Consider the following 15,910-nt stretch of genomic DNA (forward strand, 5'->3'; position numbering starts at 1 on the left):
ATCTGTTCGTCCGTAAATCGTGTACGCTTCATTGTCTGTCCTCAAATTGGGTCAGACTCTAATCGATGATGGAGGAAAAATCCCGTGGCAGGTCAGCTAGAAAAAGTGCGCCCAGCGGTGAAACCGACATCAAAAATAAACTTCATCAAATCTTCTGATTCGGAGCGGCCTTCAATACAATTTTCGAATACCGACAACATTTGCAGACAGGCCACTGCATCAATTTCAGCTCTATTATAATGCCGACTTTGATCAACACTGTCTGAATGCAAGTTGGATTCAGACGCGAAATCCCTCAAGTGGGCAATTTCAACCTCAGGTCCTATTGCGTTGTTACTCAACAAATGGTCGATGCATGATGCCACGCCCCCATACATTGCGTTGAAAGTCGTGGGATCGAGGTAAACTCGTCGAACACTCAACCCCGACTGCCTAATCGCCACTATTCCATCCTCAAAACGCCCAAATGTGCGCGTTAAAATAACATTCGCCCTATCTGTAGTAATTTCGAGAGGTCCCCGTTCGTCAATTCCGGACTTTAGGGCGTCGAAGTTCGAGTACAAATCACTGACAAGCTCTCGCTCACGCGCGTTCCATTCTTTGATCGACAGCCAGTCGATTTTTTCAACATTTGGGTCGTTATCGCTTTGCATGCGAATTACCTCGTAATGACAGCTGAACCACGCATTAGAAAAATGCTCATCAAAATAGATACCTAGACCAATCCAACATCAGTTCACGACGCCGCTCCAGCAAGTCTGACCGAGCATAAGCCCGCTCCACATCCGAACCGACTTGATGGGCCAAAGACGCTTCCGCGACCTCACGCGCCACACCAGCGGACTCCCCCGCCCAATCGCGAAAGCTGCTACGGAAGCCGTGCACCGTATACTGCCCGCTTTCCATCCGCCGCATGAGCATAAGCATCGACATATTAGATAAAGGCCTGTGCCGCTTCTGTCCTTCAAAGACATACTCGGAAGCCATAGCGCGCATGGGTTCCAGAATGCGGAGCATTTCGTCAGTGAGTGGAACACGATGCGTTACACCGCCCTTCATGCGCGCCGCTGGGATGGTCCAAATACGCTCGACAAGATCCACTTCAACCCAAGTCGCGCCCAGCACCTCAGAGGTTCGACATGCGGTCAGTATCGCAAACTGGAGAGCCTTCGCCGCCGTCGCGGTACGTGCTTCTAGCTGGGCGTAGAAAGCAGGAACGTCACGCCATGGCATTGCGTCGTGATGCTCGACCTTGGCTTTCACCTTGGGCAGAACGCCCGCCTCTTTCACCGCTGTGACGGGGTTCTCCCCTTCGCGGAATCCGCGCGACCGCCCCACATCCAAAACTGTCTTAATGCGCTGGGCGAGACGCCGCGCTGTTTCGTGCTTTTCCGTCCAAATGGGCGAAAGACACATCAACACTTCAGGCTGACCAATCGCATCAACTGGCATTCGGCCAATCTTTGGAAACGCATAGTCGCGCAAAGTGTTAATCCACTGCGCGCCGTGCTTGGCGTTCTTCCGAGTCGGCATCCGGTCAATATGGACCTGTTGCGCCAGCTCTTCGAAGGTCGGAATTTCCCGCTTGGCATTGAATCGTGGGTTCAACCCAGCTTTTGCCATCCGTCGATATTCTAGCGCACGTTCTCGCGCCGCATTGAGTGTCACCACGTCAGCGCCGCCCAGCCCGAAATCAGTGCGCAGCGGTGCGCCCTTCTGATTTTTCTGTCCTTTAACGGTGACTCGCACGACCCAGCGACGCGCACCGGAAGGGTCCACCACGAGATATAAGCCCGCGCCGTCGCCATAACGCCCCGGCCCCAAATTCTCTACGAGTTTCTTAGTCAGCTTTCCGGATAGCGCAGCCATCCATACCACCTTTCATACCACACAATGAAAGCGTGCAGACAAAACCGAATGAAATCCAGAAGAACCCCAAAAATAGAAAAAGCCCCGCAAAAGCAGGGCTTTCTGGAACCGAATGCAATCTAAAGAAAGCTGCGAAAACGGGTCACTGGCGGAGGCTCAGGGATTCGAACCCTGGGGACGCTCTCACGCCCAACGGTTTTCAAGACCGCCGCAATCGACCACTCTGCCAAACCTCCGTGGTTTGGACGGGTTACAATGAAGCATTCGATTCGAAAAGACCTGTTACACCGCAACGTGTTGGTGAAATTCTGCCCAATATCAGCGCGACACTTCCCAAGGGGGGCAGGTTTCATTACAGTTACGCCTGCATTGCCTTGGAAAAACGGCAAGCTGGTAACAAATGGGGGCGGCGCAACAAGACGCCGCAGGCAGAGGGCAGTTCTGAATGGCTGGGATTTTGGTGACACGCACCTTGGTTGGGATCGCGGCGCTTTCGCTCGTGGCAGGTTGCATGGAGGGCATGAACCCTCTGGCCAAGAAAGAGGACAGCGCCATCGCAGCGTCCCCGGGCCAAACAGCGACTCGCAGTGTCGAGCGTGACATCGAAGCGCCGGATGTGTTTCAGGCCAGTGAAAAGGGCCTTTGGGACGGTCGCCCGTCGCTTGGCGGCGTGTGGGTTGCCCACCCCGATGTCAAAGAGCCCGAGCGCGTTATCATTCGCAACGAAAGCAATGGTTCATTCGTGATCGGTGCGCTGTTCCGCCGCGAACGCACAAACCCCGGACCGCGCATTGAAGTGTCTTCGGATGCGGCTGAAGCGCTCGGAATGCTGGCTGGTGCGCCCGTGGACATCACTGTGACCGCCCTGCGCCGCGAAGAGGCTGGCGCTCCCGAAGCTGACGCAGTGATCACCCCCGCTGAAGAACTCGCCGCGCCCGCAGAAGTCGAAACGCAGTCGCTGGACCCAATTGCCGCAGCCGAAGCCGCGATTGACGCGCCCGCACCGGACGCCGTTCCAGCCCCTGCCCCGCAGACCAGCAATCTGTCCAAGCCCTATGTCCAGATCGGCATCTTTAGCATTCAGGCGAATGCGAACCGCACCGCCGAACAGATGCGCAAACTGGGTCTGAAGACCGAGGTGCTAACCGCCACCATTAAAGACAAGCCTTACTGGCGCGTGATCGTCGGTCCGGCCATGTCGGCCACGGAACGCGCCGAAACATTGACCAAAGTAAAAGCGGCCGGATTTACGGACGCCTATTCTGTAACAGACTGACCTCCGACCAGAGGAAATTGTAATGCGTAATCTGCTGATGATAGCAGCCCTCGTGGCTTCGACGGCCCTTCCTGCGTATGCGTTTGATACGCAAGCGCGGGCGGCCTACGTCTTTGATCAGACGACGGGGACAGTGCTGCTGGCCAAAAACGCCGACCTGCCTTTGCCTCCGGCGTCGATGTCCAAGCTGATGACGCTTTATATGACCTTCGAGGCGCTTGGTGATGGGCGCCTCACTCTGACCGAGCGTCTGCCTGTGTCGCAACACGCCATGAGCTATGGCGGCTCGACCATGTTTCTGGACACCACAGACCGTGTCGCAGTCGAGGATCTGATCCGCGGCGTGATCGTGTTGTCCGGCAATGACGCCTGCGCTGTTCTGGCAGAGGCCCTGTCCCCTGACGGAACGGAGGCTGGTTTTGCCCGCATGATGACCGAGCGGGGCAAGCAGATTGGCCTAACCAACTCTACCTTTGCGAACTCGAACGGTTGGCCCGCACCCGGTCACCGCATGAGCATGAAGGATCTGGTGGTGTTGTCCGATCGCCTGATGCAGGACTTCCCGCAGTATTACCCTCTGTTCGCGCAAAAAGAGTTCGCGTTCGATGGCCGCGCGCCGCAAAACACACGAAACCGCAACCCCTTGCTGCGTCTCAACATCGGGGCTGATGGCCTGAAAACCGGCCACACAGAAGAGGCGGGCTATGGTCTGGTCGGGTCGGCCAAACAGGGCGAACGCCGCGTGATCTTTGCCATGAGCGGTCTGGCCTCGCAGGCGCAGCGCGCCGAAGAGGCAGAGCGGATTGCTACATGGGCCTTCCGCCAGTTTGCCGAACGCCACATCACGGAGCCTGCGGCCCCTTTGGCCACAGCCAAGGTATGGATGGGCAACGAAACCAGCGTAAACCTCGTACCGCGTGAGGACGTGCTATTGCTGCTGCCTGTCCTCGCGGGCAATGAAATCCCTGCAGAAGTCATCTACGACAGCCCTGTCGAGGCACCGATCACCAAAGGCCAGCAACTGGCCGAACTGGTCCTGCACCCCGAAGGTCTGCCCGAACGCCGCCTGCCCTTGGTTGCGGATCGCAGTGTGGCCCGCGCTGGCTTTGCCGGCCGCGTTCGCACCGCCGCGCAGGTTCTGCTGCGCAAGTTAAATGAACAAGCCGAGGCTGCCGCAAACTGATGGCACAGACCGCTGCCCCGAAGGGGCTTTTCGTCACCTTCGAAGGCATTGACGGGTCGGGGAAATCCACTCAGGCCCGTCTCTTGGCCGAAGCTCTGCAGGCCGAAGGTCAGGAAGTCATCCTGACACGTGAACCCGGTGGCAGCGCGGGGGCCGAGGAAATCCGCGCACTTGTCCTGCAAGGCGACAAGGATCGCTGGAGCGCCGAGACAGAGCTGCTGCTCTTTACCGCCGCGCGCCGCGACCATCTGGAACGAGTCATCAATCCCGCGACGGAACGAGGCGCGACCGTGATCTGCGACCGTTTTGCCGACAGCACGCGCATGTATCAGGGCCTGAGCCGTGGCGATCTGCGTACCAAGGTCGACACCCTGCACGACCTGATGATCGGGCGTGAGCCCGACTTGACGATCCTAGTAGACATGCCGCCCGAAGTGGGCCTGAGCCGCGCGCTTGGTCGGCAAGGGGCCGAAGAGCGGTTTGAGAGCATGGGCGTTGAGCTCCAGCAGAAAATGCGTGACGGCTTTCTGGCGCTCGCTGCCGAGTTTCCCGACCGCTTCCGCGTGGTGAATGGCGATCAGCCGATCGAAGCCGTCCGCGCAGACATCCGCGCCCATTACGACGAGGCCCGTTCATGAGAGCGGTCGAAGTCCCCGAAAACGACCTGATCCCAGAGGCAGACCGCGTCGAAGGCGCCCCGCACCCGCGCGAAACCGAAACCCTGATCGGGCATTCCGAGGCAGAGCAAGCCTTTCTGGATGCCTTCAACAGCGGACGCCTACACCATGGTTGGCTGATCAGCGGCCCCCAAGGGGTTGGTAAAGCGACCTTTGCGTGGCAGATCGCCAAGTTCCTCCTGTCTCAACCGCTTGAGGATGACGGCGGGCTTTTCGGTGCGCCGCCCCCGCCCACGACGATGCGCGTCTCTCCCGAATATCCGGTCGCTCAGCAAGTCGTTGCCCTGTCTGAACCCGGCCTGTTCCTGTTGCGCCGTGGCTGGAATGACAAAACCAAGAAGCTCAAGTCCATGATCACCGTGGACGAGGTTCGCAAACTGCACGGGTTCTTTGGAATGTCCGCAGTGGATGGCCGCCGCCGTGTGGTCATCGTGGACGCCGCCGACGACATGAACGTTCAGGCCGCCAACGCGATCCTCAAAATGCTAGAGGAGCCCCCTGCCCGTACCACGATCCTCTTGGTCTCGCACCAGCCCTCGCGCTTGTTGCCGACCATCCGATCGCGCTGCCGCGAGTTGCGCCTGCGTCCGCTGGATGCGGGGAACATGACCGCGGCCCTGTCCCAAGCAGGCGCAGAACCCGAAGACGATGCCGCCGCGCTCGCAACCTTATCCGGAGGGTCAGTCGGCGGAGCAATGCGCTTGATCCGGCTGGACGGGCTGAAACTCTACGAACAACTGATCAGCCTGATGGACACGATGCCGCGCCTTGATCAGCCCCAAGCGATCAAGCTCGCTGACCATCTGGCCGCACGCGGCAATGACGCCAAATTAGAGCTGTTCGAAACCCTGCTGGATCTGGCGATCGCGCGGATGGCGCGCCAAGGCAGCCTTGGCGTCCCTGCCCCTATGCCCGCTACCGGCCATGAAACGCAGGTCTTCGCAAAGCTTGCGCCCGATGCGTGGGCAGCACGCAAATGGGCCGATCAGGCGCAAGACATCCTGGCACGTTTCCGTCACGGACGGGCGGTGAACCTTGACCCTTCCGCGCTCATCCTAGATACGCTGTTTCATATGAACAGAACGGCAGCGGGTGGAGCATGAGCGCGACAGCAGAAATCACCGACAGTCACTGCCATCTGGATTTCCCCGATTTCGACGGCGAATTGGATCAGATCGTCGAACGCGCCCTCGGCGCTGGGGTCACTCGGATGGTGTCGATTTGCACGAAACTCGAGAACGAGCCCCGCGTTCGCCAAATCGCTGAGACCTATGCGCAGGTATTCTATACCTTTGGCGTCCATCCCATGAGTGCGGCAGAACATCCCCCCATGACAGTGGACCAAATTCTGGAGCTGACAAAGCACCCGAAAATGGTGGGCATTGGCGAAACGGGTCTGGATTATTTCTACACCGCCGAAAGCGCGCAGGTGCAGCAAGAGAGCCTGCGCATCCACATCGCTGCGGCCCGTCAGAGCGGCCTGCCCCTGATCATCCACGCGCGCTCCGCAGACGAGGATATGGCGCGCATCCTGACCGAGGAATACAAGAACGGCGCCTATGACTGCGTGATGCACTGCTTCTCCAGTTCCGCAGAACTGGGACGTGCAGCGCTGGATTTGGGGTTCTACCTGTCCATGTCCGGCATCGCTGCCTTCCCCAAAAGCCAAGACCTGCGCGATATCTTTGCCGCCGCGCCCTTGGACCGCATTCTGGTCGAAACCGACAGCCCCTATCTGGCCCCGCCGCCCTATCGCGGCAAACGCAATGAGCCGTCCTATACCGTGCACACCGCGCAAAAGGGTGCCGAGGCTTTCGGCATCAGCTACGAAGAATTCGCGGCTGCCACCCAGGCCAACTTCGAGCGGCTGTTTTCCAAGGTCGTGGCCTATCAAGAGGCGGCGTAAATGGCCGAGCTGCGCTTTACCATTCTGGGCTGTGGATCGTCCGGCGGGGTGCCCCGCATTGGCGGGCACTGGGGCGAATGCGACCCCGATAACCCAAAGAACATCCGCCGTCGCTGCTCGCTCTTGGTCGAGCGGGAAACCGAAGACGGCATCACCCGTGTTCTGATCGACACAACGCCCGACATGCGGGCGCAGCTGATCGGAGCTGGTGCTGGGACCTTGGATGGCGTTGTCTACACACATGCCCATGCGGACCACGTCCACGGGCTCGACGACCTGCGCCAAGTGGTCTTTAACCTGGGGCATCAGCTGGACGTTTGGGCAGATGGCGACACCCAAGACAGCCTGCTCACGCGGTTCAGCTATGCGTTCGTGCAGCCAGAGGGCTCGCCTTATCCGTCGATCCTGAACATGCACACGATCAAAGGACCGGTGACGATCTCTGGCGCGGGCGGTGACGTGACGCTGACCCCCTTCAAAGTCGCCCATGGCAGCATCGACTCCCTCGGGTTCCGCATTAAGGACATTGCGTACCTCCCTGATGTTTCAGAGATTTACGCCGATGCATGGCCCGCACTAGAGGGCCTTGAATGCTGGATCGTAGATGCCCTACGCCGCAAGCCCCACCCAACCCACGCGCACCTCGACAAAGCGCTGGAGTGGATCGACAAAGCGAAACCGCGCACAGCCGTATTGACGAATATGCATATCGATCTTGATTACGCAGACGTTGAAGCGGAGACACCGGACCATGTATCCCCTGCTTACGATGGTATGGTCCTAAGGTATCCAGATTAAATGCAAATTCTGCTCGAAGTCATTGTCCCCGTTTTTATCGTCATTGGCTTCGGGTATCTGGTCACTTGGCGCAAGCTGTTCTCGGACAGTGCTGTCGATGGGGTTATGCGCTTTGCCCAGAACTTTGCAGTGCCCTGCTTGCTGTTCCGCGGCATCTCGCAACTGGACCTCAAGGCGAACTTCGATTTTAGCCTGCTGAGCAGTTTTTACGGTGGCGCTGTCGGCGGCTTTATCCTTGGCCTGCTTGTCGCGCGCTATGTGTTCAAGCGGGACTGGGAGGATTCGGTCGCAATCGGGTTCTGCTGTCTGTTTTCGAACTCGCTGCTGCTGGGAATTCCGATCACTGAACGCGCCTATGGCGAGGCGGCTCTGACGAACAACTACGCGATCATCGCGATGCACTCGCCCTTTTGCTACGGGCTTGGGATCACCGCGATGGAGATCGCCCGCGCCCAAGGGGCTGGCCCCGCCGTCATCGCCCCCAAAGTCCTTAAGGCGATGTTCCGCAATCCGCTCATCCTAGGCATCAGCACGGGTCTGGTGGTGAATCTGACCGGATTGACCCTGCCGACACCGCTGAATGACGCGATCGACATGATGATCCGCTCGGCCATTCCCGTCGCGCTCTTTGGCCTTGGTGGTGTGCTCTACCGCTACCGCCCTGAAGGTGACCTCAAGACGATTGCTTTTGTCTGCTTTGTCTCGCTGGTGGTGCACCCATCAATCTCGTGGACCCTTGGTCACATGCAGAACCTGAACGTCGATCAGACGCGGTCGCTGATCCTGACCGCGTCTATGGCGCCGGGCGTGAATGCCTACCTGTTTGCCAATATGTACGGACGGGCGCGGCGTGTGGCAGCCTCGGCTGTACTGCTGGCGACCGCAGGCTCTATCATCACCGTTTGGGGATGGCTCTCGATCCTGCCCTAATCGCGAGTTTCCGTTGGAAATTCGGCTTTGCGCCACGCGCCAAAGCCCCCTTCCATCGACGCGCAGCGCAGCCCCATGCGCTGTGCGACCTGCGCAGCCAAAAGCGACCGCCATCCAGAGGCGCAGTAGAAAACAAACGTCTTATCCTCTGCAAGATACGGCTTGTGATAGGGGCTGTCGGGATCAATCCAGAATTCGAGCATACCCCGCGGCGCGTGCCGCGCACCCGCGACCAAGCCGTCGCGCTCTAGCTCTCGGACGTCGCGAATATCGACAAACACATGATCGGGGTCATCGCGTAGTGCATTCGCCTCCTCGACTGTGATTGACCGCACATCTGCGCGGGCCTCTTCCATCAGATCCTTGATTCCGACAGCCATACTCTGCTCCTCCATTCCTCTTTCCCTATAGGGTTAAAGCAGCGCTGCCCGACGCGCGAACAAAACTTCGCTACGTCAGCGCCATTTATTGTATACAATTCATCCAAATAATCCTATCTTCGTATCCAAACTTAGCCAGAGGCCCCTATGGATACGCTCTCCTCACTCGACATGATCTTTCTGCTTGGCGGAGTCATCGCTACAGCGATCATAGCGGGCATTATGGCCGGCCTGCTTGGGGTTGGCGGAGGCATCGTTCTTGTCCCGGTGCTGTTCTGGATTTTGTCCGTGACCGATTTCCCGCCGGACCTCTCAATGCATATGGCCGTCGCGACTTCTCTTGCGACCATTATCTTTACCTCAATCTCTTCGGCGCGAGCCCATCACAAGCGCGGCGCGGTGGACAAGGACCTGCTTCGCACATGGGCGCCCGGCATTGTGCTCGGTGCGCTCAGCGGCGGATTGGCAGCCAAGTACATCAATGGCGATGGATTGCGCGCCATCTTTGGGGCACTTGCCCTGCTCGTTGCGATCAACATGGCGACCCCCAAGACACTTGTGATCTCAGACAGATTGCCGGGCTCTGCCGCGCTGAATGGGGCCTTTTCCTATGTCACAGGGTTCTTCTCAGCGCTGATGGGAATTGGGGGTGGCACGCTGTCGGTGCCCCTGCTCGTCGCCTTTTCGGTCGAAGTGCGCCGCGCAGTTGGGACGGCGTCATCCTTTGGTATCTTGATTGCGGTGCCTGCGGTCATCGGTTTCATCACGGCAGGCTGGAGCGTACCGGACCGCCCGCCCCTGTCGCTCGGCTATGTGAATCTGCCCGCTGCGGCGATCATCCTACCCTTTACCGTGGGTTTCGCGCCTGTCGGTGTCAAAATCGCGCACACCGTTGACCCCAAATGGATCAAGCGCGCGTTTGCCGTGTTCCTCGGGATCACAGCGGTGCGCATGTTGATGTCGGTGGTTGGATAAGCCCTAGCGCATCTGACCTAGGACTTGCTGCGCAGCACTCATCAAATGACGGCGCAGGGCCCGTTCCGCTCCAGCGGGGTCGTTGTCTACGATAGACGTAACAATGTCCTGATGCTCGGCCGAAGATTTTTCCATGCGCGCAGCCGATTTAAGTTGGGTCCGACGAAACGGCGCCAACTTCAGTCGCAGAGTGTCCGCCAATTCCGCAATGTCCGCGTTGTGTGCGCCGTCATAGATCATGGCATGGAAGCGGGTATTGGCAGCCTCATAGTCATTGTAGGCCTCTTTTTCTGCCATGACCTGCATCTCATCGTGCAAAACCTGAAGCGCACCGCGTTCGCCGATGGTCATCCGCTGCGCCGAGAACCGACCGCAGAGCGCCTCGACTTCGGCCATCGCTTCGAACATCTGCTCAATCCGCTCGGGTGTGATGTCCAGCACAACAACCCCGCGATACGGAACGCGCTCGACCAAAGAGCGCGCCGCCAACAGGTGCAACGCCTCTCGCACAGGGGTGCGCGACACATCAAACCGCTCAGCGAGCCCCTGCTCGTCGAGCTTGGTTCCACCAGTGATCTGGCCCGTAATGATTTCCGCTTCGAGCGTTGCGGCGATCGACGCCGCACGCAGGGGCGGCTGTCCGGAGGTATCTTGCATAAAAGCACCTTGGCATCGGCTAGGCATTTATTGCTTTTAGACCAATTCACTAGACGGCGAAACGCAAAATGCCGTTCCGCTGACGCGACGGGAGCAAACATGCTATTGTAGGGATGCCTGACATCACTCTTGTGATGTCGATGGTGCGGTCGAGAAGACTCGAACTTCCACGGGAGTTACCCCACAGCGACCTCAACGCTGCGCGTCTACCAATTCCGCCACGACCGCACTGTCTTGACTTGGTGCGCGGTTCTTAGCGAGTCGTGCTGCAGATGAAAAGCGGATTTTTCACCCTTTTCCATATTTTTTCGAGTGACGCGCCAAAGGCTGCTTTGCCCTCCGCGCGTCGTGGGATTTTCTGGCGAACACGCCGATTATTTCGCTGCCGTAGCGGCGGCGTTACTGAAATCCATCAGGGTTGGTTTCGGCTTCGCCGTGCCTGTCAACTCGTGCGATGCGGCGACGACCAAGGTCTGGCCCTCTGCATCTTCGGGGGCGCGAAGTGGTTCCGCGCTGGCCTTCTGGGTTACCTCGAACGCATTATCATACCATGCGACGGCCAAGTCGGGACGCATGGTGCCCCCTACTCCGGTTGCAAGATGATGCCCGACCATTTCATCGTAAGCCCCTAGGTTCACGGCAGAAAGCGCTAGAGCCGATGCGATCGCGGTGGGCATGTTGTCGGTCCGGTACCCCACACCCAGACAGATGCGTGCTGTTCCGGCAATTTGCTCCGCCGACATACCCAAATCTTGCAGGAGAGCGGTGGTCGCGTTCAGCGTTTCTTCACGATCGCCTCCGGCAGCGGCCTTGATCGCGGGCGTCATGTGCTCTGCAAACCCGGCGCATTGTTCTGCAATCTGCTGGGGTGTGAAGCCTTCGATTTGCGACAGCAGGGTTTCGCTCTGGTCGATGGTGATATCCCGCAACATACAGAACTGCTCGCCGATGGCTTGGGCGGGGCTCGTCATTGACGCTGCTGTTTCGGGGCCGCCCGCTTTTGCCGTATTCACTGCGATTTTGGAACAGAACGGCGCGGCGCTGACCGAGACAGCAGTCTCTGCGGGCTTGAAGAAATTCGGAACCATCGGCCCTTCGGCTGAGGCCATTTTTTTGTCTGGCAGAGCCTCTTCCGGTTCCGCAGGGGCCACCGGCTCGGTGCCAATGGGCTGCGGAGCAAAGTCATTCAGGGTGCAATTCCCCTGCTGACAAGAGAAGGCCGCAGGGATGATCTGCTCTCGGCTTGTCACCTGAAAGTCGTTCTGCTGAAAGCCTGTCGGTGTCGATGCAAACACCCGCGCGATACAGCTTTGGGCGCTGCACCAGAATTGCGAACCGCTTTTTGAGGTGTCGATCAGGTAATCGGTTTTGCCATCTTTGTTCATATCTGCCAGCTGGATGAAGCCCGCGCGCTGCATCAACGCGGTGCCCTCGACCCCAGAATTGCGGGCTATCTCGTCCACGGCTTGCGCGACCTCGGGCGGCAGACCTCCGTAGTTGCCAGACATCCGCGTCGTGCCCCCAACGCCGAGCGCCTCTTCCTTTTGCTTCATCAGAAGCCCGCGCATGCCCATGGGGTGGGTCGAGACGGTTTGCGTGACATACTGCCCGCCCATCATGGCCCGCTGGTACGCGGTCACCAGAATGTTGCGCTCGATGTCATTGAGCGTGCCATCGACGGGGAAGGACAAAAGCGCCTGATATTGTGAGATAGCAGAGCGGGATTTGGACCCAAGCACACCATCGGCGGTCCCTGCAGGAAAACCGAAGTGGTTCAGAGCGCGTTGAACCTCTCGGTTAGATTCCCGCTGGGCCGAGGATACGCCGCTAGAGCGCGGCTGAACGTAGGTCTTGGTCGTTGTGCGCTGCTTTGACGCTGCGCTATTTGCGATTGCCCCCAAGGCACCGCCGATCACCAACCCTTTGAGCAAATCATTATCAGCGAGCGCATTCGTGGCAAGCGATAGGGAAAGGACACCGGCGATCACACCGGTCGGAAGGGAGTATTTTGCCATATCTGGCCCTCCGTCAGAGCCAGCGCCCAATCACGACAAACAACGAGCCAAAAGGAATCACAGCGATGCGGCGCAAGCGGTTAAATTCAATCGGGTATTCAAGTCAGGTCTTCAAAATAGTCAGTAAACTATGCCTCGAATCGCGCTTGTGACCTAGTCAGGAAGGCCTTACACCCCTTAAAAAATTGGTCGATCACCAAATCGGGGGCGCAAAATGGTCGAGTGGATCATCTCAGAAGGGCTGACAGATTACCGAGAGGCCGAAGCCTACATGGAATCGCGCGCAGCCCAAATCGCCGCTGGCGAAGCGGACGAGGCGATCTGGCTGGTCGAGCACCCGCCCCTTTACACCGCGGGCACCTCGGCCAAAACCGAGGATCTGACCGACCCTGACCGCTTTCCCGTTTATCCCACCAAGCGCGGCGGCCAGTACACTTATCACGGGCCGGGCCAGCGCGTCGCCTATGTCATGCTGAATGTCGGCAAACGTGGCCACGATGTGCGCGCCTTTGTCAAAGATCTAGAAGAATGGGTGATCACCACGCTTGACCAATTCAATGTCAAAGGCGAAATCCGCGAGGGGCGCGTCGGTGTCTGGGTGACACGGGATGACAAGCCCTTGACCGCGACAGGAGCAAAGCCCGAGGACAAGATCGCCGCGATTGGCATTCGTCTGCGCAAGTGGGTCAGCTTCCACGGAATTTCCATTAACGTAGAGCCGGACCTGAGCCATTTTGGCGGCATCGTGCCCTGCGGCATTCGCGAGCACGGGGTGACCAGTCTGGTTGACCTGGGACTTCCTGTCACAATGGATGATCTGGACGTCGCCCTACAACGTACATTCGAAGACCGATTTCCCCCACTGGAAAGCAACTAAGCGAAAGGTCGCATTTGCTTTCCATTATTGGAGTGGCACTTCTGGGGGGAAGTGTGCTTTGTTCGCTTTAAGCAACGTAAAGGGAAGAGAAATGAAGACGATCCTTACCGCAGCAGCAACTATTCTGGCTCTGGCCGCACCTGCACTGGCAGAAGGCGACGCTGACAAGGGCGCAAAAGAATTCCGTAAGTGTAAAGCCTGCCACAAGCTGGAAGACGGCGCGAAAAGCACCGTTGGCCCCAACCTCTATGGTGTCATGGACCGCACCGCAGGCACGCTGGACGGCTACAAATACAGCTCTTCGATGGTAGAAGCAGGCGAAGCGGGTCTGGTCTGGACTGCAGAAACGCTCGCGGCCTATCTGCCCGACCCCACCAGCTACCTCAAAGAGGTCACTGGTGACGATGGCGCCAAGTCGAAAATGGCCGCTCAGCGTATCAAAAGCGCCGAAGACATCGCCGCCTATCTCTCTTCGGTTGTGGAATAAGCCGCGACTGCGACATGTGACCACACCTTTGGCCACATTTTTTTGATCTGCGTCAAAGTCGTGCATTGCCGAAGTCAAAGTCGCAATCTAAAAACCGAATGGAATCCGGGCGCGGAGTTTTCTTCGCGCCCAAAGTCTAACCAGCAGGAGGCAAGAGTATGGCGGACGCAGCCATTCAAGGCCACGAGCATGAAGACAACCGGGGTTTCTTTACCCGGTGGTTCATGTCGACCAACCACAAGGACATCGGGATCCTCTACGTCATTACCGCGGCGTTTGTAGGTCTGATCTCGGTCGCCTTTACCGTTTATATGCGCCTGGAGCTGATGCATCCTGGCGTTCAGTACATGTGCCTTGAGGGCGCACGTTTCTTCGCGAGCGATGCAACGTGTACCCCGAACGGACACCTGTGGAACGTGATGATCACCTATCACGGCATCCTCATGATGTTCTTCGTCGTTATTCCCGCGCTGTTCGGCGGCTTTGGCAACTACTTCATGCCGCTGCAGATCGGCGCGCCGGACATGGCGTTCCCCCGTCTGAACAACCTCAGCTACTGGCTCTATGTTGCTGGTACCGCGCTGGGTGTTGCGTCGCTTCTGTCTCCTGGCGGTAACGACCAGCTGGGTTCGGGTGTTGGCTGGGTTCTTTACGCGCCTCTGTCGACCAACGAAGCCGGATACTCGATGGACCTCGCAATCTTTGCGGTTCACGTATCGGGTGCGTCGTCGATCCTCGGTGCGATCAACATCATCACCACCTTCCTGAACATGCGCGCACCTGGCATGACCTTGCACAAGGTTCCGCTGTTCGCATGGTCGGTATTCGTAACCGCGTGGCTGATCCTTCTGTCGCTGCCCGTTCTGGCTGGCGCGATCACCATGCTGCTGACCGACCGTAACTTCGGCACTGCCTTCTTCCAGCCTGCTGGCGGCGGTGACCCGATCCTGTACCAGCACATCCTGTGGTTCTTCGGTCACCCCGAAGTGTACATCATCATTCTGCCCGGCTTTGGCCTGATCAGCCACATCATTGCGACCTTCTCGCGCAAGCCCGTCTTTGGCTACCTGCCGATGGTCTACGCGATGGTTGCGATTGGTGTTCTCGGCTTCGTCGTGTGGGCGCACCACATGTACACCGTCGGCATGAGCCTGCGTCAGCAGTCGTACTTCATGATGGCCACCATGGTTATCGCGGTTCCCACCGGCGTGAAGGTCTTCAGCTGGCTGGCAACCATGTGGGGCGGCTCGATCGAGTTCAAAACCCCCATGCTGTGGGCTCTGGGCTTCCTGTTCCTGTTCACCGTTGGTGGCGTGACCGGTGTTGTCCTGTCGCAGGCAGGTCTGGACCGTGCATACCATGACACCTACTACGTGGTTGCGCACTTCCACTACGTGATGTCGCTGGGTGCGGTGTTCTGTATCTTTGCCGGTATCTACTACTACTTCGGCAAAGTGACTGGTCGCCAGTACCCCGAGTGGGCCGGCAAGCTGCACTTCTGGGCGATGTTCATCGGCGCAAACCTGACCTTCTTCCCCCAGCACTTCCTGGGCCGTCAGGGCATGCCCCGTCGTTACATCGACTACCCCGAAGCGTTCGCTTTCTGGAACACCATCTCGTCGATCGGCGCATTCATCGCCTTTGCTTCGTTCCTGTTCTTCTTTGGCGTGATGTTCTACTCGCTGTTCTACGGCAAGAAAGAGACCCGCGCGAACTACTGGAACGAGTACGCGGATACTCTGGAATGGACCCTGCCCTCGCCGCCGCCCGAGCACACCTTCGAGCAGCTGCCGAAGCAGGAAGACTGGGACAAGGGCCACGCCCACTAATCCCGGGCTTGATCCCATAGACCTTCAAAGGCCCGGACACTGTCCGGGCCT

At 58.5% G+C, this 15,910-nt stretch carries 16 protein-coding genes and 2 tRNA genes; 11 read left to right on the top strand and 7 right to left on the bottom strand.

The window, feature by feature from the left end:
• Positions 1 to 92 precede the first annotated feature (92 nt).
• The 3 genes from BM225_RS02635 to BM225_RS02645 all read right to left on the bottom strand — a co-directional run bounded on the left by BM225_RS02635 (position 93) and on the right by BM225_RS02645 (position 2,105).
• On the bottom strand, positions 93 to 653 hold the full coding sequence (locus tag BM225_RS02635) for a hypothetical protein (protein WP_092463806.1): 561 nt from the start codon (positions 651 to 653) through the stop codon (positions 93 to 95).
• Positions 654 to 702: 49 nt separating this feature from the next.
• Positions 703 to 1,869 (bottom strand): tyrosine-type recombinase/integrase, encoded by a 1,167-nt coding sequence (locus tag BM225_RS02640; protein ID WP_092463809.1) that lies wholly within the window; start codon positions 1,867 to 1,869, stop codon positions 703 to 705.
• Positions 1,870 to 2,015: 146 nt separating this feature from the next.
• Positions 2,016 to 2,105 (bottom strand) — tRNA-Ser (locus BM225_RS02645).
• A gap of 209 nt (positions 2,106 to 2,314) precedes the next feature.
• Here BM225_RS02645 and BM225_RS02650 point away from each other — a divergent pair.
• The 7 genes from BM225_RS02650 to BM225_RS02680 are packed head-to-tail and all read left to right on the top strand — an operon-like array spanning position 2,315 to position 8,639.
• Positions 2,315 to 3,145, top strand: coding sequence for an SPOR domain-containing protein (locus BM225_RS02650; RefSeq protein WP_072706823.1), 831 nt, complete (start codon positions 2,315 to 2,317; stop codon positions 3,143 to 3,145).
• A gap of 22 nt (positions 3,146 to 3,167) precedes the next feature.
• Positions 3,168 to 4,328, top strand: coding sequence for a D-alanyl-D-alanine carboxypeptidase family protein (locus tag BM225_RS02655; RefSeq protein WP_092463812.1), 1,161 nt, complete (start codon positions 3,168 to 3,170; stop codon positions 4,326 to 4,328).
• The gene (tmk, locus tag BM225_RS02660) at positions 4,328 to 4,966 is read left to right on the top strand and encodes a dTMP kinase (protein ID WP_072706825.1); all 639 of its coding nucleotides are present in this window, start codon (positions 4,328 to 4,330) and stop codon (positions 4,964 to 4,966) included. Before BM225_RS02655 ends, tmk begins: the two co-directional genes overlap by 1 nt.
• Entirely contained in the window at positions 4,963 to 6,108 is a 1,146-nt protein-coding gene (locus BM225_RS02665; protein ID WP_072706826.1) for a DNA polymerase III subunit delta', read from the top strand. Before tmk ends, BM225_RS02665 begins: the two co-directional genes overlap by 4 nt.
• Positions 6,105 to 6,911 carry a TatD family hydrolase gene (locus BM225_RS02670; protein WP_072706827.1) on the top strand — a complete coding sequence of 269 codons (807 nt, stop codon included), beginning with the start codon at positions 6,105 to 6,107 and terminating at the stop codon, positions 6,909 to 6,911. Before BM225_RS02665 ends, BM225_RS02670 begins: the two co-directional genes overlap by 4 nt.
• Positions 6,912 to 7,709 (top strand): MBL fold metallo-hydrolase, encoded by a 798-nt coding sequence (locus tag BM225_RS02675; protein ID WP_072706828.1) that lies wholly within the window; start codon positions 6,912 to 6,914, stop codon positions 7,707 to 7,709.
• Positions 7,710 to 8,639, top strand: coding sequence for an AEC family transporter (locus BM225_RS02680; protein ID WP_072706829.1), 930 nt, complete (start codon positions 7,710 to 7,712; stop codon positions 8,637 to 8,639). It abuts the gene before it with no gap.
• Here BM225_RS02680 and BM225_RS02685 read toward each other — a convergent pair.
• Entirely contained in the window at positions 8,636 to 9,019 is a 384-nt protein-coding gene (locus tag BM225_RS02685; RefSeq protein ID WP_072706830.1) for a rhodanese-like domain-containing protein, read from the bottom strand. The genes BM225_RS02680 and BM225_RS02685 overlap by 4 nt on opposite strands.
• A gap of 147 nt (positions 9,020 to 9,166) precedes the next feature.
• Between BM225_RS02685 and BM225_RS02690 the strand changes: the two genes are divergently transcribed.
• Positions 9,167 to 9,994 (top strand): sulfite exporter TauE/SafE family protein, encoded by an 828-nt coding sequence (locus tag BM225_RS02690; RefSeq protein WP_072706831.1) that lies wholly within the window; start codon positions 9,167 to 9,169, stop codon positions 9,992 to 9,994.
• Positions 9,995 to 9,997: 3 nt separating this feature from the next.
• On the opposite strand, the gene BM225_RS02695 is transcribed toward BM225_RS02690, so the two are convergent.
• The 3 genes from BM225_RS02695 to BM225_RS02705 form a co-directional block, all read right to left on the bottom strand.
• Complete coding sequence (locus tag BM225_RS02695) at positions 9,998 to 10,651, bottom strand: GntR family transcriptional regulator (protein WP_072706832.1); 654 nt, start codon at positions 10,649 to 10,651, stop codon at positions 9,998 to 10,000.
• A 141-nt stretch (positions 10,652 to 10,792) separates the two neighbouring features.
• A tRNA-Leu gene (locus tag BM225_RS02700) sits at positions 10,793 to 10,879 on the bottom strand.
• Positions 10,880 to 11,025: 146 nt separating this feature from the next.
• A complete protein-coding gene (locus tag BM225_RS02705; RefSeq protein WP_083595694.1) occupies positions 11,026 to 12,666 on the bottom strand; it encodes a peptidoglycan-binding domain-containing protein in 1,641 nt (546 codons plus the stop codon).
• Positions 12,667 to 12,880: 214 nt separating this feature from the next.
• Between BM225_RS02705 and lipB the strand changes: the two genes are divergently transcribed.
• From lipB to ctaD, 3 genes are all read left to right on the top strand, one after another.
• The gene (gene lipB / locus BM225_RS02710) at positions 12,881 to 13,543 is read left to right on the top strand and encodes a lipoyl(octanoyl) transferase LipB (RefSeq protein WP_072706833.1); all 663 of its coding nucleotides are present in this window, start codon (positions 12,881 to 12,883) and stop codon (positions 13,541 to 13,543) included.
• A gap of 91 nt (positions 13,544 to 13,634) precedes the next feature.
• Positions 13,635 to 14,030: a c-type cytochrome gene (locus BM225_RS02715; RefSeq protein WP_072706834.1), complete on the top strand. Its 396-nt coding sequence runs from the start codon at positions 13,635 to 13,637 to the stop codon at positions 14,028 to 14,030.
• A 158-nt stretch (positions 14,031 to 14,188) separates the two neighbouring features.
• Positions 14,189 to 15,859 (top strand): cytochrome c oxidase subunit I, encoded by a 1,671-nt coding sequence (gene ctaD / locus BM225_RS02720; protein ID WP_072706835.1) that lies wholly within the window; start codon positions 14,189 to 14,191, stop codon positions 15,857 to 15,859.
• Positions 15,860 to 15,910: the final 51 nt, after the last annotated feature.

This window comes from Donghicola eburneus (genome assembly GCF_900115865.1).
In the GTDB taxonomy this organism is placed as follows: Bacteria; Pseudomonadota; Alphaproteobacteria; order Rhodobacterales; family Rhodobacteraceae; genus Donghicola; species Donghicola eburneus.